Genomic DNA, 20341 nt, shown 5'->3' on the forward strand with positions numbered 1-20341 from the left:
CCCAGACCCCCGGCCGAATGTGAGCGACCGCACCCGGCCGGTCACCGTTAGTCGCCGTTAACCTGCCTGCATGACCGTGAATCTCGAAGTCGCCGAAGGTGTCGGCACGATTCGTCTCGACCGACCGCCCATGAACGCGCTGGACGTGGCCGTCCAGGACCGGCTGAAGGAGCTCGCCGAGGAGGCGACCCGGCGCGAGGACGTGCGCGCGGTGATCGTGTACGGCGGGGAGAAGGTGTTCGCGGCCGGTGCGGACATCAAGGAGATGCAGGCCATGGACCACACCGCGATGGTCCTGCGCGCCCGCGCCCTGCAGGACTCGTTCACGGCGGTGGCCCGCATCCCCAAGCCGGTTGTCGCGGCCATCACCGGCTACGCCCTGGGCGGCGGCTGCGAGCTCGCGCTGTGCGCCGACTTCCGGATCGCCGCGGAGAACGCCAAGCTGGGGCAGCCGGAGATCCTGCTCGGCCTGATCCCCGGCGCGGGCGGCACCCAGCGCCTCGCCCGGCTGATCGGCCCGTCCAGGGCGAAGGACCTGATCTTCACGGGTCGTATGGTCAAGGCCGGCGAGGCGCTGACGCTCGGCCTCGTGGACCGGGTCGTGCCCGCCGAAGAGGTGTACGCCGAGGCCCACGCCTGGGCGGCGAAGCTCGCGAAGGGACCGGCGATCGCGCTGCGCGCCGCGAAGGAGTCGATCGACATGGGACTCGAGACCGACATCGAGACGGGCCTCGCGGTGGAACGGAACTGGTTCGCGGGTCTGTTCGCCACGGAGGACCGCGAGCGGGGCATGAAGAGCTTCGTCGAGGAGGGCCCCGGCAAGGCCAAATTCCTCTGAACCCCTTGCAATTGACGCGATGTCTGATGCGGGTCCCTCGATGGGGCGGTTTATGGGAGCCTTAACGCAACCTTAAGTCTGCCTTGTCGAGGGAGCCCGTCGATTGCCCCCCAGTGAGCCTCCGCCGCAGGCCAGAGGGGTTGTCAAAGGCGCCGAAGTGCCAATGGCATATGCCGATCACTGCCAACGGAACGAAGCATTCCGGGGGGTGTATTCGTCGGGAACGGCCCCGGAGGGCGCTATGGGCGGCCATGATGGGGGCATGGCGGGGCTGGAGGGTTTCGAACAGCCGCGGGGAGACAGCCGAACGACGGCGGCGCGCTGGTCTCCGGCGGTCGAGGACGAGCACGCACTGAAAGCGCTCGAACTGTTCGGAAATCCCACGGAGGCCGAGGTCCCGCTGCCCTCCCGGCCGGAGTCCGCGGCGGCCGCGCGGCGCTTGACCCAGGTGATCGTCCTCCGTCACTGGGGGCTCACTCCCAAGATGGCCGAGGACGCGGTGTTACTCGTGTCCGAGCTGGTCGGCAACGCGGTACGGCACACGGGTGCGAGGGTGTTCGGTCTTCGGATGCGGCGTCGGCGGGGGTGGATCCGGATAGAGGTCCGTGACCCGTCACGCGGACTGCCCTGTCTGATGCCGGTGCAGGAGACGGATCTCAGCGGGCGCGGACTGTTCCTCGTGGACAAGCTGTCGGACCGATGGGGCGTCGACCTGCTGCCTCGCGGAAAGACGACGTGGTTCGAGATGCGGGTGGCCGACAGGTAGTCGGTGGGTAGCCGGTGGGTCGATCAGCGGCAATCTCCGGCATAACCCCTTAAATGGGGCGAGTGACCGCTACCGATCGTCGGGCCGTGCTCCTCGCCACCGCTGGGCTGGCGCTGGCCGCGGGATGTGCGACCAGGAACGCCGTCGCTCACCCGGCCCACTCCGCCCACTCCGCCGGCACAGCCCCCGCCCTGCCCGCCCAGCTCACCCACGGCCCCCGCGACCGCCCCCGTGTCGCCCTCACCTTCCACGGCAACGGCGATCCCGGCACCGCCCGCGCCCTGCTCACCGAGGCCGAGAAGCATGGCGCCCGTGTCACCGTGCTCGCCGTCGGCACCTGGCTCGACGCGCATCCCGACATCGCCCGGCGCGTCCTCGACGGCGGACACGACCTCGGCAACCACACCCTCCACCACCTCGACATCAACGCCATGTCCGAGACCGAGGCCAGAGCGGAGATCGTCGGCTGCGCCGAACGGATCCGGCGGCTCACCGGGTCGGTCGGGACCTGGTTCCGCCCCTCCCGTACGCCCACCGCCTCCCCGCTCGTCACGCGGCTGGCCCGGGAGGCCGGCTACCCCCACGTCCTGTCCTACGACGTCGACTCCCTCGACTTCACCTCGCCCGGCGCCACCGCCGTCGCCCGCAAGGTACTCGCCGAGATCCGCGAAGGATCCGTGGTGAGCCTGCACTTCGGGTACGCCGACACGGTCGCCGCCCTCCCCGTCGTACTGGAAGAACTCGACCGGCGCGGCCTGGCCGCGGTGACCACCACGGAGTTGTTCAGCTGATGCCCCCCACCCTCCTGAAGCGCCGCCTCGTGCGGAGCACCCTGATCGCGGGTGCCGCGTTCGTCGCCCTCGCCGCCTGCGGTACCGGGACCGAGAGCGGGGTGCATGAGGCCGTCGGCACCAAGGCGGCCGTCCCCGCCCCCGTGAAGCCGGTGGGGCCGGTGAGGAAGCCGGTCCGCGGGCTGCCCGGGATGCCGCCCGTCCTCGACCCGAAGGACGTCTACGCGGCGGACCGGCCGAACAGGCTGTCACCGGTGGTCAAGGACTTCCCGTCGCGGGTCTACGTGCCCAACACCGAGTCCGACACCGTCTCCGTGATCGACCCGAGGACGTACGAGGTCGTCGAGACGATCCGGGTCGGGCGGCAGCCCCAGCACGTCGTGCCCTCGTGGGACATGAAGACCCTCTGGGTCAACAACGACCGCGGGAACACCCTCACCCCGATCGACCCGAGCACCGGGAAGGCGGGCAGGCCGGTCGACGTGCACGACCCGTACAACCTGTACTTCACGCCGAACGGCAAGTACGCGGTCGTGATGGCCTCCCTCGACCGCGAGCTCGTCTTCCGCGACCCGCACACCATGGAGCGCAGGAAGACCGTGCCGGTCAGCTGCTACGGCGTCAACCACGCCGACTTCTCCCTGGACGGGAGGTACTTCATCGTGTCCTGCGAGTTCAGCGGTGAGCTGCTGAAGGTCGACACCGAGAAGATGGAGGTCGTCGGACAGCAAAGGCTCCCCTTCCACGGGGCCATGCCGCAGGACGTCAAGGTCTCACCGGACGGGAAGCGCTTCTACATCGCGGACATGATGGCCGACGGGATGTGGGTCCTGGACGGCGACACCTTCGGCGAGCCGGCCCTGCTGCCCACCGGCAAGGGCGCCCACGGCCTCTACGTCAGCCGCGACTCCCGCGAGATGTACGTCTCCAACCGCGGTGAGGGGACCGTCTCCGTCTTCGACTTCACCGAGAACCGGCTCACCAGGAAGTGGCGCCTCCCCGGCGGCGGCAGCCCCGACATGGGCGGCGTCTCCGCCGACGGCAAGGTCCTGTGGCTGTCCGGCCGCTACAACTCCGAGGTCTACGCCATCGACACCCGCACCGGCGCCCAGCTCGCCCGTATCAGGGTCGGCAGCGGACCGCACGGGCTCGCGGTGTACCCCCAGCCGGGGCGGTACTCACTCGGTCACACCGGCATCTTCCGCTGAGCGGTCGAGGACCCGTGGGGCCGCGGCGAGCAGCACCGCCTCCGCGCCCACCGGACGGTAACCGGCCGCCTGGAACGCCCGCATGCTGCGGGCGTTCCCCGGGGACACCTGGGCCCACAGCGGTTCCTCGACGAGATGCCTCGCCGCGGTCACCAGGGCACGCCCCAGACCCCGGTGCCGTACGTCCTCGTCCACCTCGACCGAGACCTCCAGACGGCCGCCGACCCCGCGCCCCGTCACCAGCACGCCGCCCGGCGCCGTCCAGGCGCGAATGCCGTCACGCCGCCTGCGGGCGTAGACGACACGGGGGTGGTCGGGATCCTCGATCTCCCTCAGTGTGAGCGGCGGTTCGCCCGGGAGCGGGTCGCCGACCAGCATCGCGTCGATGGTCTCGGACCTGCGCCCGGTCCGGTCCAGGAGGGCGGTCAGGAACCGCGGGTTCATGGTCGCGGCCAGCGCGTCGCAGTCCAGGCCGCGCAGGGTGGCGTGCACCCACTCCGGGTCCTCGTCGGTGAAGACGACCGAGTGCGCCGTGAAGGACAGCACCCCCGCGTCCCGGTGGCACGCCTGCGGTACGACCGTCGTGCCGCCGTCCGCGGGCGGGAAGACCCCGCGGGCCGCCGCGTCGAGAATGTCCCGCAAGGTCTCCATCACACCGCTCCTCGAGTCGCCACCCAGTGGATGGCCCACCCTCGCAGACGCGATCGAGGACGGCACCGCGGTTTTCCCCGGTGGTCGCCGTGCTGGAGGTCCGGGCGGGCCGCTAATCTGACCTGCGGCAGCAAGCCAGCAGGACACGACAAAGGCAAGAAAAGGGGCGGACCGGTGGCGCACATCGACATCGAGGAAGCACGCAAGCAGTTCGAGCGGATCGATGCGGACGGTGACGGCTCCATCACCGCCGCCGAGTTCAAGTCCGCCCTGGCCCAGGGCGGTGACTGGAACGTGACCGAGTCGGTCGCCGCGGCGATCATCAAGAGCCGCGACCTGAACGGCGACAAGCTCCTGTCGTTCGACGAGTTCTGGGCCTACCTGAACAAGTAGAGCCGACGGTGAGGGGGGCGCCCCGACGGGCGCCCCCTTCGTCATGCCCGGCCCCGGCCCCGGATCCGTACCGTCCAGCGGCCGTCGTGGCGCTCCAGGACCAGCGGCAGGTCGAAGCACTTGGCGACCTGGTCGCCGGTGAGCACCCGCGCCGCCGGGCCCTGCGCGAGGACCCGGCCCGCACGCAGCAGCATCGCGTGGGTGGTGCCGGGCGGGCCGCCTCCGCGTCCTCCGACCCCGCCTTCGTGCCTGGTCGAGCTGCTGGCACTGACCGGCCTGCGCGACGACGACCCCAACACCGCGGACGAGGCCCACGCGGCGCTGATCCGGGCGGTGGCCGACGGGGACGCGGAGGGGGCGGCGGAGATCCTGCGGGGGGAGCTGGAGGATCCGTTCGCGGGCTAGACGATGTCCAGCGCCCGGTGCGGACCCTCGGGCAGCTCCACCCCCACGGCGTCCCCGGCCCGCACCACACCCCCGCTGACCACGACACTCATGATCCCGGACCGGAACAGCGCCCGGCCGTCGTCACTGCGGCCCACGACCTGCTTCAGCAGCCCCTTCTGGAACCCGTCGATCTGCGCACACGGATTCCGCAGCCCGGTCACCTCCACGACGGCCTCGTCGCCCAGGTGCAGCAGGGTCCCCACCGGCAGCCCCAGCAGATCGACGCCACGCGTCGTGACGTTCTCTCCGAGCTGCCCGGCGCCGACCTCGAACCCGGCTTCCCGGAGCTCCTCGAACAGCTCCTCGTGCATCAGGTGCACCTGCCGGAGGTTCGGCTGCGAGGGGTCCTTCCTCATCCGGAAACGGTGCTTGACCGTCGCCCCGCCGTGGACGTCCCCCTCCACCCCGAACCCGGCGAGCAAGGTGATGCTCTCCCGGTTCGGCTTCGTGAAGGAGTATGTTCCGTTGCTGCTGACCGCAGTGATCGTCCCACCCATACCCGAAGCCTAAGCGTGGCCCCGGCGTCAGGCGTCGGCGGCCCACTCCCGCAGGGCCGCCTTGCTCGCGAAGTCGGCGACGTTCTTGTCCACGGGGTCGTCGGTGTACTGGTGGAAGCGCCACTTGGCCTTGATGCGGGGTTTGCCGGCCGTGACGTAGTCGGCGATCCAGAGGCCGTCGCCGGCGTACGACGTGGTGTCGACCGTCAGCCAGTAGTGCCGGTTGGTGTAGAGAAGGACCCGGTTGTTCGGGCGCAGCTGCTTCACCTTGCGGATGAAGCTGTCCTTCTCCGCGTTGCTCGCGTGGGTGCCGTCGCCGGTGGTCTCCCAGTCGACCGCGAGGATGTCGCCGCCCTTCTCGGGGGCGTGTTTGACGAAGTACTCGGCCTGGGCGGTGAGGTTGCCGGGCCACAGGAAGTGGTAGAAGCCGACGACCAGCCCGGCGTCGCGGGCGTGCTTGGTCTGGGCGGAGAGCTTGGGGTTGGTGTAGGAGCGGCCCTCCGTCGCCTTGATGAAGACGAAGGAGAGGCCCTCCGTGCTGTAGGAGGAGGACTGGTAGGCGCTGACATCGATACCGCGGAGCATGTGGGGGCTCCTTGAAGTGTGGTCGGGGGGACGGAAGTTGATGATGCCCCACCTGCCCGGTGCGGGAACCCCGGTTGCGCGGGCGCCGGTCCGAGCGGTTCCGAGGAGAGGTACGGCACCCTGCGCGACCTCCGCATCCGTGGGAGCGGGGAGGAGATTGCGACGGACACGCCGTATGCGTCTGCCGTGGCGAGGATGCGGGGGATTTGTCGCGACCGCCTCTACGCCCGAACTACGACGCGGAGCCCGACCCGAGGACCGTGACCGTCAGCACTCGATGATGTTCACCGCGAGCCCGCCCCGGGCCGTCTCCTTGTACTTCACGCTCATGTCGGCCCCGGTCTCCTTCATGGTCTTGATGACCTTGTCCAGGGACACCTTGTGCGAGCCGTCGCCCCGCAGCGCCATCTTGGCCGCCGTGACCGCCTTCACCGCGGCCATGCCGTTGCGCTCGATGCAGGGGATCTGGACCAGGCCGCCGACCGGGTCGCAGGTCAGGCCCAGGTTGTGCTCCATGCCGATCTCGGCGGCGTTCTCGACCTGTTCGGGGGAGCCGCCGAGGACCTCGGCGAGGGCGCCCGCGGCCATCGAGCAGGCCGAGCCGACCTCGCCCTGGCAGCCGACCTCGGCGCCGGAGATGGAGGCGTTCTCCTTGAAGAGCATGCCGATGGCGCCGGCCGCCAGCATGAACCGGACGACACCCTCGTCGTCGGCGCCGGGCACGAAGTTCATGTAGTAGTGGAGCACCGCGGGGATGATGCCGGCGGCCCCGTTGGTCGGGGCGGTCACCACCCGTCCGCCCGCCGCGTTCTCCTCGTTCACCGCCATCGCGTACAGCGTGATCCACTCCATGGAGTGCGCCAACGGATCGCCCTCGGCGCGGAGTTGGCGGGCGGTGACGGCGGCCCTGCGGCGGACCTTGAGCCCGCCCGGCAGGATGCCCTCACGGGACATGCCCCGCGACACGCACGCCCGCATGACCTCCCAGATCTCCAGCAGCCCGGCCCGGATCTCGTCCTCGGTGCGCCAGGCCCGCTCGTTCTCCAGCATCAGGGCGGAGATCGACAGACCGGTCTCCTTCGCCAGCCGCAGCAGCTCGTCGCCGGTGCGGAAGGGGTACTTCAGGACCGTGTCGTCCAGCTTGATCCGGTCCGCGCCCATGGCGTCCTCGTCGACGACGAACCCGCCGCCCACCGAGTAGTACGTCTTCGACATGAGCTCGGCGCCCGAGGCGTCGTACGCCCACACCGTCATGCCGTTCGCGTGGTAGGGGAGGGCTTTGCGGCGGTGCAGGACCAGGTCGTCGTCGAAGGAGAACGGGATCTCGCGCTCACCGAGCAGCTTCAGGAGCCCCGTGGCCTTGATCTCCGCCACCCGGTCGTCCGCGCCCTCCACGTCCACCGTGCGCGGGGAGGCCCCCTCCAGGCCGAGCAGTACGGCCTTCGGGGTGCCGTGACCGTGGCCGGTCGCGCCCAGGGAGCCGTAGAGCTCGCAGCGCACCGAGGCGACGGAGGACACCAGGTCCTCGTTGCGCAGGCGGCGGGCGAACATGCGGGCCGCGCGCATCGGGCCGACCGTGTGGGAGCTCGACGGGCCGATGCCGATCGAGAACAGGTCGAAGACCGAGATGGCCACGGGAACTCCTTCACAAAGGGTGGGGGCACACGTCGTCGGGTGCCCCCACCGTGGAACTACTTGTTCAGGCCGGCGTACAGCGGGTGCTTGTCGGCAAGGGCCTTCACCCGGGCCTTGAGCGACTCCACGTCGTACGACGGCTTCAGTGCCGCAGCGATGACGTCCGCGACCTCGGCGAAGTCCTCGGCCGTGAAGCCGCGGGTGGCCAGGGCGGGCGTGCCGATCCGCAGCCCCGAGGTCACCATCGGCGGGCGCGGGTCGTTCGGGACGGCGTTGCGGTTGACCGTGATGCCGACCTCGTGAAGACGGTCCTCGGCCTGCCGGCCGTCCAGCTCGGACTCGCGCAGGTCGACGAGGATGAGGTGGACGTCGGTGCCGCCGGAGAGCACGTCGATCCCGGCCTCCCGGGCGTCGTCGGCCGTCAGACGCTCGGCGAGGATGCGCGCACCGTCCACCGTACGCCGCTGGCGCTCCTTGAACTCCTCCGAGGCCGCGACCTTGAAGGACACGGCCTTCGCCGCGATCACATGCTCCAGGGGGCCGCCCTGGAAGCCCGGGAAGACGGAGGAGTTCAGCTTCTTCGCGAACTCCTTCTTCGCGAGGATGATCCCGCCGCGCGGTCCGCCCAGCGTCTTGTGGGTGGTGGAGGTGACCACGTCCGCGTACTCGACGGGGTTCGGGTGCAGCCCGGCCGCCACCAGGCCGGCGAAGTGGGCCATGTCGACCCACAGGTACGCCTCGACCTCGTCGGCGATCCGGCGGAACTCCGCGAAGTCCAGCTGCCGCGGGTAGGCGGACCAGCCCGCGATGATCACCTTGGGCCGGTGCTCCTTGGCCAGCTTCTCCAGCTCGGCCATGTCGACGAGGCCCGACTCGTCCACGTGGTAGGCGACGACGTTGAACTGCTTGCCGGAGAAGTTCAGCCGCATCCCGTGGGTCAGGTGACCCCCGTGCGCCAGGTCCAGGCCCAGGATCGTGTCGCCGGGCTGGGCCAGCGCGAACAGGGCGGCCTGGTTCGCGGAGGCACCGGAGTGGGGCTGCACGTTGGCGTACTCGGCGCCGAACAGGTCCTTGACCCGGTCGATCGCGATCTGCTCGGCGACGTCGACGTGCTCGCAGCCGCCGTAGTAACGGCGGCCCGGGTAGCCCTCGGCGTACTTGTTGGTGAGGACCGAGCCCTGTGCCTCCATGACCGCGAGCGGAGCGAAGTTCTCCGAGGCGATCATCTCGAGGGTGGACTGCTGACGGTCCAGCTCGGCGTCGACCGCGGCGGCGATCTCCGGGTCGAGTTCGTGCAGGGGGGTGTTCAGTGCGGACATCGGGTGCGGACTCCTCAGCCGGCGGAAAAGGCGGTGTACTCGTCGGCGGAGAGCAGGTCGGCCGGCTCCTCCGAGACGCGTACCTTGAACAGCCAGCCGCCCTCGAAGGGGGCGGAGTTGACCAGTGCCGGGTCGCTGACGACGTCCTCGTTGACCTCGGTGACCTCACCGGAGACGGGGGAGTACAGGTCGCTGACCGACTTGGTCGACTCCAGCTCGCCGCAGGTCTCGCCCGCGGTCACCGTGTCACCGACCTCCGGGAGCTGGACGAAGACGACATCGCCGAGCGCGTTGGCCGCGTGCTCCGTGATGCCGACCGTCGAGACGCCGTCCTCGGCGCCCGACAGCCACTCGTGCTCCTTGCTGTAGCGCAGCTGCTGGGGGTTGCTCATGGCCTGGATTCTCCTGTACGCGGGGGAGTGCTGGTGAAGGGGGGACTGCGGAAGGCGTGCGTGAGCAGCGACTCTGGGCCCAGCATCACCTACGGCGGCTACTTCTGGCGCTTGTAGAACGGCAGCGCCACGACCTCGTACGGCTCGTGGCTGCCCCGGATGTCCACACCGACACCCGTCGTGCCGGGCGTCGCGTGCGCGGCGTCGACGTACGCCATCGCGATCGGTTTGCCCAGCGTGGGGGAGGGGGCGCCGGAGGTGACCTCGCCGATCACCTCGCCGCCCGCGACGACCGCGTACCCGGCCCGCGGGACGCGACGCCCCTCGGCGACGAGCCCGACCAGGACACGCGGGGGGTTCTCGGCGGCGCGGGAGGCGGCTGCCTCGAGCGCCTCGCGCCCCACGAAGTCCCCCTCCTTCTCGAACTTCACGACCCGCCCGAGCCCGGCGTCGAAGGGGGTCAGCTCCCGTGAGAGCTCGTGCCCGTACAGCGGCATGCCCGCTTCCAGGCGCAGCGTGTCCCGGCAGGACAGCCCGCAGGGGACGAGCCCGACGCCCTCGCCGGCCTTGGTCAGCGCCTGCCACAGCTCGACCGCGTGCTCCGGCTTCACGAACAGCTCGAAGCCGTCCTCGCCGGTGTACCCGGTGCGCGCGATCAGCGCCGGCACCCCGGCGACCGTGCCCGGCAGACCGGCGTAGTACTTGAGACCGTCGAGGTCGGCGTCGGTCAGGGACGCGAGGATGCCGGGGGACTCCGGCCCCTGTACGGCGATCAGCGCGTAGGCGTCCCGGTCGTCGCGCACCTCGGCGTCGAAGCCGGCCGCGCGCTCGGTCAGCGCGTCCAGCACGACCTGCGCGTTGGAGGCGTTGGCGACCACCATGTACTCGGTCTCCCCGAGCCGGTAGACGATCAGGTCGTCGAGGATGCCGCCGTCGGCCTGGCAGATCATCGTGTAGCGGGCCCGGCCGACACCGACCGAGGCGATGTTGCCGACCAGGGCGAAGTTCAGCAGCCCGGCCGCCTGCGGCCCGGTCACGGTGATCTCGCCCATGTGGGAGAGGTCGAAGAGCCCGGCTTTCGTGCGTACCGCGGTGTGCTCGTCGCGCTCGGAGCCGTACCGCAGGGGCATGTCCCAGCCGGCGAAGTCGGTCATGGTCGCACCGAGCGAGCGGTGCAGGGCATCGAGCGCGGTGAGACGGAGTTCAGAACTGCTCATCGGACGGTCGTCTCCAAGGATCCCAGGACATGGGTGTGACGGGCGAGGTATTCCTCCCCATCTGTCATCGGAACCTGAGAGGTTCGCCCCGGCCACACGAGTGGCCGGTGGCTTGCACCGTGGGTGGGGCCGCCGTCGAGTCGGCGGCCCGCTTTTCAGATGTGCCTCGCCCGCGCGGTAACGGGGCCTGAGAGATTCAAGGGAGGGACTTGCTCCTTCGGCGCCCGGGTACACGTACCCCGGGACTCTCCCGCGCGGATTCAAGCGGCCGGTATGCAGTTGGCGCCGACATCATTGCACGCATCCGACGCCCACGGCAGGGCCGCCCCGGCCCCTCCCTTCTGTAACCGGCTCGTGACGGTACGCGTACAGAAACACGAGAGATCATCCATTACCTTCTCTTTACGCTCGGTGGGGAGGGGAAGCCCGACCCCGGAGGAGGACGATGACGGTGAACAGGACCACGGCGTACGCGACGACCTCGGGGCTCGCGCTGCCCGAGCAGCCCGCGGCCCCGGCGGTCGAGACCCCGGGGGCCCGCCCGGTCGTCCGTGACCTGCGCGACCGCGCGGGCCACAGTCCCCGCGCCCTGCTCTTCGGCCCGGGGGACGTCGTCGTCATCACCGGCCTGCCCGGCAGCGGCAAGTCCACGCTGATGAGGCGTGCGGTCAGGGGCATCCGGATCGACTCCCAGGACACCCGCGACCGCTGGGACGGCCGGCTGGCCCGCTTACTGCCGTACGCCGCCTACCGCCCCCTGGTCCGGCTCGCGCACTACGCCGCACTGCGCCGCGCCCTGCGCTCCGGCGAGGGAGTGGTGGTGCACGACTGCGGGACGCAGGCCTGGGTGCGGGGCTGGCTGGCCCGCGAGGCGCGGCGCCGGGGCGGCACCCTGCACCTGCTGCTGCTCGACGTCACCGCGGACGCCGCGCTGGAGGGTCAGCGCGAGCGCGGCCGGGGGGTCTCGCGGTACGCCTTCCTGCGGCACCGGGGGGCGGCCGCCCGGCTGATCCGCTCCGTGGAGCGCGGCGACCTGCCCCAGGGCTGCGGTTCGGCGGTGCTGATCGACCGGGACGCGGCGGACGTCCTGCGGCGGATCGGGTTCACGGGCTGAGCCACACATCCTCCGCACCCGCTAGCCTTTCAGCCACATCAGCGGTTCACAGCAGGCGGTCACACAGATGGACTTCCCGGCGGATCTTCCCGCGCACTTCCCGGCACAGTCGGCACACCCCCATCCGCACGGCGGATGGCCCGGCAACGAGCTGGAGGAGGTGCTCTCGGCCTCCCTCGGCATGCCCTCGGCGGGCGCCCGGATCATCGAGGTGCTCGGCCGCAGCTTCGTCTGGATCCCCCTGCCGAACGGCGGCGGCCCGCACAGCGGCCCCCTCGACCTGCCCACCCTGGAGATCGAGGGCCAGGCGTTCGTCCCGGTCTTCAGCTCCGAGGAGCAGTTCCGCCAGGTCGTCGGCAGCCATCTGTCGTACACCATCGCCCCGGCGGTCGAGTTCGCCCGCGGTCTGCCCCCGCACGTGGGCGTCGCGGTGAACCCCGACGGCGTGGTCGGTGTCCCCCTCCCGCCCGCCGCCGTCGCCGACCTGTGCCGGGTGGGCCGCACCCCGCTGGACGGGCCCAACACCGGCGGCCGGGTCAAGCTCTACGAGCCGGACTGGCAGGACGACCCGGTCGACTTCCTGGCAGCCGCGTCCGCCGAGTTCGCGGCCACGGGAGTGGTCCTCACGGCCCGCCGCTGCCTGGCCGTCATCGAGACCGCCGACCCGGTCATGTTCGTGGGCGTGGAACTCTCCCAGTGGGAGGGCGACCTGCGCACCCTGCCGATGGACGCCCTTGGCCGGGCCCTGGGCCGGACCCTGGTGCCCTGGCCGGTCAACCTGGTCCTGCTCGACGTGGCGGACGACCCGGTGGGCCACTGGATGCGCGGGCAGGTACGGCCCTTCTACACGCAGGGCTAGCGCGACAAGCCACGGACGACCCGCACTCGCCGACGACGCACAGGTCCCGAGCTGGTGGGCGCTTAAGCTGGTTTCATACTCGGGGAACTTTCAAGAAGGGGCGATACGACGTGAGCGCCAGCGGCACCGCGACCGGCACGGTCGAGCACATGCTGCGCCAGGTGACGCCCGGGCGCTACGACGCCTACGAGGCATTGCTCAAGGCACTCGCGACCCCCGGATCCGGCCAGATCTGGATGCTCCTGTGGCACGGCCAGTCCGGCTCCCCGGACGCCCAGTACGCGAACATGGAGGTCGACGGCTACGGCTACGCCCCCTGTGTGACCTCGGCCCAGGAGCTGAGCGCCAGCGGCTGGAACCGTTCGTACGAAGTGGTCGACGGCATCGACGTGGCCCGCACGCTCTACCCCGACCACTACGGCCTCTGGCTCAACCCGCACGCCCCCGGCGGCGGGGTCGGCATCCCCTGGCTCGACCTGCGGCGCATCGCGACCGGCCTGGAGCGCCAGCCCGCGGGGCCGCTCAGGCTGTCGGAACCCGGCATCGAGATCCCCCAGTTCTACGCCCTGCTGGTGCAGAACGCCCACCGCACCCCGGCGGTCCGCTCGCTGCGCCGCGCCTGGGTGCAGCCGGCTCTCGGGGCGCCGTATCTGGCCATCGGCCTGGACGTGTACGACACCAGCCCCTCCGCCGTGGACTCGGTGCGCGCGATGATGCAGCAGTCCATCGGCGCCGTCCCGGACGGGCTGCCGGTGTCGACCGTGGCGATGTCCGACGAGTACGACCCGGTGGCGCTGTGGATGCGCGCCGGGGCCCGTCCGTTCTACGACCGTGAGGCCCACGGATCCCCGGCCCAGGCGCCGGCGGCCGGGTACGGCTACCCGCCGGCCCGTGGCGGTTACTGAGAGCGATGACAACCCGTTCGCCTCGTTTACGTAACGGCCACATTTCTTCGCGCGTAGATAGCGGCGGATCATCACGATCGTCGCCTATTGTGCCGTTCTGTCCCAACTGGCATGCGTCCGAGGGGCGTTACCCGCTGTTCGGATAACGGAATCCTTCGTACTGCATCACGGTTACGCATACTTTCTTCGTCAGGCCTGGCGGGTGATCGCAGCGAAGCTGAAGACTCCCCAGGCAGACGCAGGATCAGACGTTCCTGTGCGCTGAGCAAGTCGACAAAGCCGTAATCCACGGCAGGTGTAGGCCGGTCACCACCGGCGAGAGGGGTCGGGTCACTGTGACCGCACCGATCGAGACCACCGGGGCGCAGGCCGAGGCGCAGCCGGAGGCTGTCCTCGTCGGCGTCGACAAGGGGCAGATCGAGGGCCGTTCCCTGGGGCAGATCGCCTGGTCCCGGTTCAAGAAGGACAAGGTGGCGGTCGCCGGTGGCGTGATCGTCATCCTGCTGATCCTGCTCGCGGTGCTCTCCCGTCCCATCCAGGCCATGTTCGGCCTGGACCCGAACGCCCTGCACCAGGACCTGATCGACCCGAACACCTCGCTGCCCAAGGGCGACTTCGGCGGCATGAGCTGGTCGCACCCGCTCGGTGTGGAGCCGAAGTTCGGCCGCGACATCGCCACCCGCATCCTCGAGGGCTCCTGGGTCTCGCTGGTGGTCGCGTTCGGCGCCACGATCCTGTCCAACACGATCGGCGCCGTGCTCGGCGTGGTCGCCGGCTACTACGGCGGACGGGTCGACACGATCATCAGCCGGCTGATGGACACCTTCCTGGCGTTCCCGCTCCTGCTGTTCGCCATCGCCATCTCGGCCACGCTCCAGGGCGGCGCCTTCGGCCTCGAGGGTCTGCCGCTGCACATCAGTGTGCTGATCTTCGTCATCGGCTTCTTCAACTGGCCCTACCTGGGCCGCATCGTGCGCGGCCAGACGCTGGCCCTGCGTGAGCGGGAGTTCGTCGACGCCTCGCGCGGGATGGGGGCCAGGGGGCCGTACATCCTGTTCCGGGAGCTGCTGCCGAACCTCGTCGGCCCGATCATCGTCTACTCGACGCTGCTCATTCCGACCAACATCCTCTTCGAGGCGTCGCTGAGCTTCCTCGGCGTCGGCATCCAGCCTCCCCAGGCCTCCTGGGGCGGCATGCTCAACCAGGCCGTCGACTTCTACCAGGTCGACCCGCAGTTCATGATCGTGCCTGGTCTGGCCATCTTCGTGACCGTGCTGGCGTTCAATCTGCTCGGCGACGGTCTCCGCGACGCTCTCGACCCGCGCAGCCGCTGACCCGCGGCCGCGGTGAGAGTCCACAAGATTTCCGACAATTGAAGGGGAAGCAGACCATCATGCGAAGGTCAGCGCTGGCCGCAGTGGCGGCCATCGGCAGTGCGAGCCTGTTGCTCTCGGCTTGCAGCAAAGCCGATGACAACGGTGGAGACGGGAACAAGTCGGCTGGGGCCAACGCAGCGACCAAGGGCGTCGTCAATGCCTCCACCCAGAAGGGTGGGACGGTCACGTACGAGCTCTCGGACGTGCCGGACTCCTTCGATCCCGGCAACACGTACTACGCCTACATGTACAACCTCAGCCGGCTGTACGCCCGCCCGCTGATGACCTTCCAGCCCGGTCCGGGCGAGGAGGGCAACAAGCTGGTCCCGGACCTCGCCGAGAAGGCGGGCGAGCCGAGCGACGGCGGCAAGACCTGGACGTACAAGATCCGCTCGGGTCTGAAGTACCAGGACGGCACGCCGATCACCTCGAAGGACGTCAAGTACGCCGTCGAGCGCTCCAACTTCGCGCGTGACGTGCTCTCCCTCGGCCCGAACTACTTCCAGCAGTTCATGGAGGGCGGCAAGGCGTACAAGGGTCCCTACAAGGACAAGAGCGCCGAGGGTCTGAAGTCCATCCAGACGCCGGACGACACCACGATCGTCTTCAAGCTCAACCGTCCCTTCCAGGAGTTCGACTACCTGGTCGCGACGCCGCAGACGGCGCCGGTCCCGCAGGCCAAGGACACCGGCATCGACTACGTCAAGAGCATCGTGTCCTCGGGCTCGTACAAGTTCCAGAGCTACGACGAGGGCAAGCAGGCCGTCCTCGTCAAGAACGAGAACTGGGACGCGAAGAGCGACCCGCTGCGCAAGCAGTACCCGGACAAGATCGTCGTCAAGCTGAAGGTCAGCCCGGAGACCATCGACCAGGACGTCCAGGCCGGTGACGCGATCGACCTCGGTGGTACCGGTGTCCAGGCCGCGACCCAGGCGAAGGTCGTCAACAGCGCCGACCTGAAGTCCAACACGGACAACACCTACGGTGGCCGTCTGGTCTACATGGCGATCAACAACCAGGTCGCGCCGTTCGACAAGGTCGAGTGCCGCAAGGCCGTCGAGTACGCCATCGACAAGGTCTCCGTGCAGACCGCCGAGGGCGGCCCGATCCGCGGTGACATCGCCACCACCGTTCTGCCGCCGGACATCACCGGCTACCAGAAGACCAACGTCTACGAGACGACCGGTAACAAGGGTGACGTCGCCAAGGCCAAGGAGCAGCTGAAGGCCTGCGGCAAGACGACGATCAACACCAACCTCTCGGCGCGCAGCGACCGCCCGCAGGAGATCGACGCGGCCACCGCGATCATCGCCTCGCTGAAGAAGGTCGGCATCAACGCCAGCCTGAAGCAGTACCCGTCGGGCAAGTACTTCACCGACTACGCCGGTGTGCCGTCCTTCGACAAGAAGCAGAACATCGGTCTGCACATGATGCAGTGGGGTGCCGACTGGCCCTCCGGCTACGGCTTCCTGCAGCAGATCCTGCACGGTGACGCGATCGGTGCCTCCGGCAACACCAACCTCTCGTATCTGAACGACAAGCAGATCAACGAGATGCTGGAGAAGGCCATCGCCACCGAGGACGACACCGCCCGCAACGCCCTGTACGGGCAGGTCGACAAGCGTGCGATGGACCTGGCCGCGCTCGTTCCGCTGACCTACTTCAAGGTCCTGCTGTACCGCCCGACGGGCTTCACCAACCTGGTGTCCACGGCGGCCTTCAGCGGTCAGTACGACTACCTCAACATCGGCACGACCAAGAAGTAGCCCCGGAAGGCAGGTGAAGGCATTGGTGCCCGTGGGCCTCGCGGCCCGCGGGCACCAGCGCCGATCCCCGTGATCTCGTACATCCTCCGTCGGACGTTCGCGGCAGTGATCCTGCTGCTGGTCGTCACCGCGGTCACCTTCGCGATCTTCTTCCTGCTGCCGCGGATGGCCGGCCAGACCGCCGACCAGCTCGCGCAGCAGTACATCGGAAAGAGTCCGACGAAGGCCGACATCCTCGCGGTCAAGCAGAACCTCGGTCTGGACGAGCCCCTGTATGCCCAGTACTGGCATTTCATCAAGGGGATCGTGACCGGCGCCACCTACAACCTGGGCCCCACGACGGCGCACTGTGACGCGCCCTGCTTCGGCTACTCCTTCAAGAACCACCAGGCGGTCTGGCCACAGCTCACCTCGCGCATCCCGGTGACCGTCTCGCTGGCCGCCGGTGCCGCTGTGATGTGGCTGGTGTCCGGTGTGGTGATCGGTGTGATCTCCGCGCTCAAGCCCCGCAGCTTCTTCGACCGCACCTTCATGGGCGTCGCGCTCGCCGGTGTCTCGCTGCCCATGTTCTTCACGGGCAACCTGGCGCTGCTGCTCTTCACCTACCAGTGGCCGATCTTCGGGCGGACCTACGTACCGTTCACCGAGAATCCGGCCCAGTGGGCCAACACGCTCTTCCCGGCCTGGTGCTCGCTCGCGCTCCTGTACTCCGCCATCTACGCGCGGCTGACCCGCTCGGGCATGCTGGAGACGATGAACGAGGACTTCATCCGCACGGCCCGCGCCAAGGGCCTGCGGGAGCGCAACGTCGTGGCCCGGCACGGGCTGCGGGCCGCACTGACCCCGATCATCACCGTCTTCGGCATGGACCTGGGTCTGCTGCTCGGCGGTGCCGTGATCACCGAGACGGTCTTCTCGCTGCCCGGCATCGGCCAGTACGCGGTGCAGGGCATCACCGACAACGACCTGCCCCCGATCCTCGGTGTCACCCTGCTCGCCGCTCTCTTCGTCGTGATCGCAAATCTCCTGGTGGACCTGTTGTACGCCGCCGCCGACCCGCGGGTGAGGCTCTCGTGACCGAACTCTCCAAGACCGGTGCCGCCCTGGGCGAGCCGGCTCCGGGGAACGCCCCCGACGCCTTCCTCGCGGTCCGCGACCTCAAGGTGCACTTCCCGACCGACGACGGACTGGTCAAGTCCGTGGACGGGCTCAGCTTCCAGGTGGAGAAGGGCAAGACCCTCTGCATCGTGGGCGAGTCGGGCTCCGGCAAGTCCGTCACCTCGCTGGCGATCATGGGACTGCACCGGCTCGGGGCACAGGGCAAGCACGTCCGGATGTCGGGCGAGATCTGGCTGGACGGCAAGGAACTGGTCTCCGCCGACCCGGACGAGGTGCGCAGGCTGCGCGGCCGCGAGATGGCGATGATCTTCCAGGACCCGCTGTCCGCGATGCACCCGTACTACACGATCGGCAACCAGATCGTGGAGGCGTACCGGGTCCACCACAACGTCAGCAAGAAGATCGCGCGCAAGCGTGCGATAGAGATGCTCGACCGGGTCGGCATCCCCGAGCCGGCCAAGCGCGTGGACGGTTACCCGCACGAGTTCTCCGGCGGTATGCGCCAGCGCGCGATGATCGCCATGGCGCTCGTCAACAACCCCGAGCTGCTGATCGCGGACGAGCCGACGACCGCCCTGGACGTCACCGTCCAGGCGCAGATCCTCGACCTGATCCGGGATCTGCAGAAGGAGTTCGGCTCCGCGGTCGTCCTCATCACCCACGACCTGGGTGTGGTCGCCGAGATCGCCGACGACGTGCTGGTGATGTACGGCGGGCGGTGCGTGGAGCGCGGCAGCGTCGACGATGTCTTCGAGCGGCCGCAGCACCCGTACACCTGGGGTCTGCTGGGCTCGATGCCGCGTATCGACCGGGAGACCTCCGAGCGGCTCATCCCCGTCAAGGGCCAGCCGCCGAGCCTCATCAACGTCCCCTCGGGCTGCGCCTTCCACCCCCGCTGCCCGTACGCGGACATCCCCAAGGGCGATGTCACCCGTACCGTGCGCCCGGAGCTCCAGCAGGTCGGCGGCGGGCACTTCTCCGCGTGCCACCTCTCGTTGGAGGACCGCACGCGGATCTGGACCGAAGAGATTGCGCCGAAGCTGTGAGTGAGACCAAGAAAACCGACGTCGCTCCGGAAGAGCGTGAGGTCCTCCTCAAGGTCGAGGGTCTCCAGAAGCACTTCCCGATCCGCAAGGGCGTCCTCCAGCGCCAGGTCGGCGCGGTCAAGGCGGTCGACGGCATCGACTTCGAGGTGCGCAAGGGCGAGACCCTCGGCGTGGTCGGCGAGTCGGGCTGCGGCAAGTCGACCATGGGTCGGGTCATCACCCGCCTCCAGGACCCGACCGGCGGCTCGATCCACTTCGAGGGCCAGGACATCACGCGGCTGAACTCGGCCGGGATGCGTCCGCTGCGGCGGGACATACAGATGATCTTCCAGGACCCGTACGGCTCCCTGAACCCCCGGCACACCATCGGCGGCATCGTCTCGGCGCCGTTCCGGCTTCAGGGCGTGGAGCCCGAGGGCGGGGTGAAGAAGGAGGTCCAGCGCCTGCTGGAGCTGGTGGGCCTCAGCCCCGAGCACTACAACCGCTACCCGCACGAGTTCTCCGGCGGCCAGCGCCAGCGCATCGGCATCGCGCGCGCCCTGGCCCTGAAGCCCAAGCTGGTGGTGGCGGACGAGCCGGTCTCGGCCCTCGACGTGTCGATCCAGGCGCAGGTCGTGAACCTGATGGACGACCTCCAGTCCGAGCTCGGCCTCACCTACGTGATCATCGCGCACGACCTGTCCGTCGTACGCCATGTCTCGGACCGCATCGCGGTGATGTACCTCGGCAAGATCGTCGAACTCGCCGACCGCACCTCGCTGTACGAGGCGCCGATGCACCCGTACACCAAGGCCCTGATGTCGGCGGTCCCGGTGCCGGACCCCAAGCGCCGCGGCGCCAAGTCCGAGCGCATCCTGCTGCGCGGCGACGTCCCGTCCCCGATCTCCCCGCCCTCGGGCTGCCGCTTCCACACGCGGTGCTGGAAGGCGACGGAGATCTGCAAGACGACGGAGCCGCCGCTGATCGAGCTGCGCCCCGGGCAGCGCGTGGCCTGCCACCACCCCGAGAACTTCGAGGACCAGGCCCCGCAGGACACCGTGCTCCTGTCGGTCGCCAAGGAGGCGGCCGGACTGGTCGCCGAGGAGGTCCTGGCGGAGTCGGCCGAGACGTCGGCGGCGGTGGCGGCGGAGGTGAAGGGCTCCAAGGAGGCAGCGCCCTCCGAGGGTGCGGCCGAGAAGCCCGCGGCCGAGAAGCCCGCGGTCGAGGTCACGGCGGATGCCGAGGCCACGACCGGGAAGACCGGCCCGGGAGCGAGGACCACGCCTGCCGCCGGCGCCCAGGTGCCTGCCGCCGCCGAGGTGCCCGTCTCCGACACCCCTGGCTCGCCGGAAGCGGAAGACGACCGTCAGGAGTCAACCGACAAGTAACGCATGACAAGTTGGCAAAGTCATGCACATGCCCGAACGGGAGAGTGAAG

21 protein-coding genes, 1 pseudogene and 2 riboswitches are annotated in these 20341 nt (G+C 69.4%); of the genes and pseudogenes, 14 read left to right on the plus strand and 8 right to left on the minus strand.

From position 1 onward, the window contains the following. Positions 1–70 precede the first annotated feature (70 nt). From ACZ39I_RS15245 to ACZ39I_RS15260, 4 genes are all read left to right on the plus strand, one after another. Positions 71–838, plus strand: a complete 768-nt coding sequence (locus ACZ39I_RS15245; RefSeq protein WP_467244874.1) for an enoyl-CoA hydratase/isomerase family protein — start codon at positions 71–73, stop codon at positions 836–838. Between the two features lie 262 nt (positions 839–1100). After that, complete coding sequence (locus tag ACZ39I_RS15250; RefSeq protein ID WP_467244875.1) at positions 1101–1604, plus strand: ATP-binding protein; 504 nt, start codon at positions 1101–1103, stop codon at positions 1602–1604. 53 nt (positions 1605–1657) lie between these two features. Next, positions 1658–2395 carry a polysaccharide deacetylase family protein gene (locus ACZ39I_RS15255; RefSeq protein WP_467244876.1) on the plus strand — a complete coding sequence of 246 codons (738 nt, stop codon included), beginning with the start codon at positions 1658–1660 and terminating at the stop codon, positions 2393–2395. Then, positions 2395–3603, plus strand: coding sequence for a YVTN family beta-propeller repeat protein (locus tag ACZ39I_RS15260; RefSeq protein WP_467244877.1), 1209 nt, complete (start codon positions 2395–2397; stop codon positions 3601–3603). Before ACZ39I_RS15255 ends, ACZ39I_RS15260 begins: the two co-directional genes overlap by 1 nt. Here the strand turns inward: ACZ39I_RS15260 and ACZ39I_RS15265 are convergent. After that, a complete protein-coding gene (locus ACZ39I_RS15265; RefSeq protein ID WP_467244878.1) occupies positions 3574–4254 on the minus strand; it encodes a GNAT family N-acetyltransferase in 681 nt (226 codons plus the stop codon). The two genes, ACZ39I_RS15260 and ACZ39I_RS15265, sit on opposite strands and share 30 nt — an antisense overlap. A gap of 174 nt (positions 4255–4428) precedes the next feature. Here ACZ39I_RS15265 and ACZ39I_RS15270 point away from each other — a divergent pair, with 174 nt between their 5' ends. Then, positions 4429–4647, plus strand: coding sequence for an EF-hand domain-containing protein (locus tag ACZ39I_RS15270; protein ID WP_467244879.1), 219 nt, complete (start codon positions 4429–4431; stop codon positions 4645–4647). Between the two features lie 41 nt (positions 4648–4688). On the opposite strand, the pseudogene ACZ39I_RS15275 reads toward ACZ39I_RS15270, so the two are convergent. Continuing rightward, positions 4689–4862, minus strand: a pseudogene (locus tag ACZ39I_RS15275) (ABC transporter ATP-binding protein); the annotation flags it as partial. On the opposite strand from ACZ39I_RS15275, the gene ACZ39I_RS15280 reads away from it, so the two are divergent. Then, entirely contained in the window at positions 4849–5052 is a 204-nt protein-coding gene (locus tag ACZ39I_RS15280) for a hypothetical protein (protein WP_467245127.1), read from the plus strand. The pseudogene ACZ39I_RS15275 and the gene ACZ39I_RS15280 sit on opposite strands and share 14 nt — an antisense overlap. On the opposite strand, the gene ACZ39I_RS15285 is transcribed toward ACZ39I_RS15280, so the two are convergent. From ACZ39I_RS15285 to gcvT, 6 genes are all read right to left on the minus strand, one after another. After that, positions 5049–5591 carry an MOSC domain-containing protein gene (locus ACZ39I_RS15285; protein ID WP_467244880.1) on the minus strand — a complete coding sequence of 181 codons (543 nt, stop codon included), beginning with the start codon at positions 5589–5591 and terminating at the stop codon, positions 5049–5051. The genes ACZ39I_RS15280 and ACZ39I_RS15285 overlap by 4 nt on opposite strands. A 27-nt stretch (positions 5592–5618) precedes the next feature. Continuing rightward, positions 5619–6176, minus strand: coding sequence for a glycoside hydrolase family 25 protein (locus tag ACZ39I_RS15290; protein ID WP_467244881.1), 558 nt, complete (start codon positions 6174–6176; stop codon positions 5619–5621). Positions 6177–6443: 267 nt separating this feature from the next. Beyond that, positions 6444–7811 (minus strand): L-serine ammonia-lyase, encoded by a 1368-nt coding sequence (locus tag ACZ39I_RS15295; protein WP_467244882.1) that lies wholly within the window; start codon positions 7809–7811, stop codon positions 6444–6446. A 56-nt stretch (positions 7812–7867) separates the two neighbouring features. Beyond that, a complete protein-coding gene (gene glyA / locus ACZ39I_RS15300) occupies positions 7868–9130 on the minus strand; it encodes a serine hydroxymethyltransferase (protein ID WP_467244883.1) in 1263 nt (420 codons plus the stop codon). Positions 9131–9144: 14 nt separating this feature from the next. Further along, positions 9145–9522 (minus strand): glycine cleavage system protein GcvH, encoded by a 378-nt coding sequence (gene gcvH, locus ACZ39I_RS15305; protein WP_031058756.1) that lies wholly within the window; start codon positions 9520–9522, stop codon positions 9145–9147. Positions 9523–9620: 98 nt separating this feature from the next. Next, positions 9621–10739, minus strand: a complete 1119-nt coding sequence (gene gcvT / locus ACZ39I_RS15310; protein ID WP_467244884.1) for a glycine cleavage system aminomethyltransferase GcvT — start codon at positions 10737–10739, stop codon at positions 9621–9623. Between the two features lie 51 nt (positions 10740–10790). After that, a riboswitch (glycine riboswitch) is annotated at positions 10791–10904 on the minus strand. Then, positions 10905–11002, minus strand: a riboswitch (glycine riboswitch). A 182-nt stretch (positions 11003–11184) separates the two neighbouring features. Between gcvT and ACZ39I_RS15315 the strand changes: the two genes are divergently transcribed. From ACZ39I_RS15315 to ACZ39I_RS15350, 8 genes are all read left to right on the plus strand, one after another. After that, positions 11185–11853, plus strand: coding sequence for an AAA family ATPase (locus ACZ39I_RS15315; protein ID WP_467244885.1), 669 nt, complete (start codon positions 11185–11187; stop codon positions 11851–11853). A gap of 67 nt (positions 11854–11920) precedes the next feature. Beyond that, positions 11921–12712: an enhanced serine sensitivity protein SseB gene (locus ACZ39I_RS15320; RefSeq protein WP_467244886.1), complete on the plus strand. Its 792-nt coding sequence runs from the start codon at positions 11921–11923 to the stop codon at positions 12710–12712. 110 nt (positions 12713–12822) lie between these two features. Beyond that, on the plus strand, positions 12823–13617 hold the full coding sequence (locus ACZ39I_RS15325; protein WP_467244887.1) for an enhanced serine sensitivity protein SseB C-terminal domain-containing protein: 795 nt from the start codon (positions 12823–12825) through the stop codon (positions 13615–13617). A 335-nt stretch (positions 13618–13952) separates the two neighbouring features. Next, positions 13953–14951, plus strand: coding sequence for an ABC transporter permease (locus ACZ39I_RS15330; protein ID WP_069765645.1), 999 nt, complete (start codon positions 13953–13955; stop codon positions 14949–14951). Positions 14952–15010: 59 nt separating this feature from the next. Continuing rightward, on the plus strand, positions 15011–16759 hold the full coding sequence (locus tag ACZ39I_RS15335; RefSeq protein ID WP_467244888.1) for an ABC transporter substrate-binding protein: 1749 nt from the start codon (positions 15011–15013) through the stop codon (positions 16757–16759). 69 nt (positions 16760–16828) lie between these two features. Continuing rightward, positions 16829–17836, plus strand: coding sequence for an ABC transporter permease (locus ACZ39I_RS15340; RefSeq protein WP_352389321.1), 1008 nt, complete (start codon positions 16829–16831; stop codon positions 17834–17836). Continuing rightward, a complete protein-coding gene (locus ACZ39I_RS15345) occupies positions 17833–18924 on the plus strand; it encodes an ABC transporter ATP-binding protein (RefSeq protein ID WP_467244889.1) in 1092 nt (363 codons plus the stop codon). Before ACZ39I_RS15340 ends, ACZ39I_RS15345 begins: the two co-directional genes overlap by 4 nt. After that, positions 18921–20291, plus strand: a complete 1371-nt coding sequence (locus ACZ39I_RS15350) for an ABC transporter ATP-binding protein (RefSeq protein ID WP_467244891.1) — start codon at positions 18921–18923, stop codon at positions 20289–20291. Before ACZ39I_RS15345 ends, ACZ39I_RS15350 begins: the two co-directional genes overlap by 4 nt. The last annotated feature ends 50 nt before the right edge of the window (positions 20292–20341 follow it).

Source organism: Streptomyces sp. NPDC024687 (assembly GCF_055559055.1).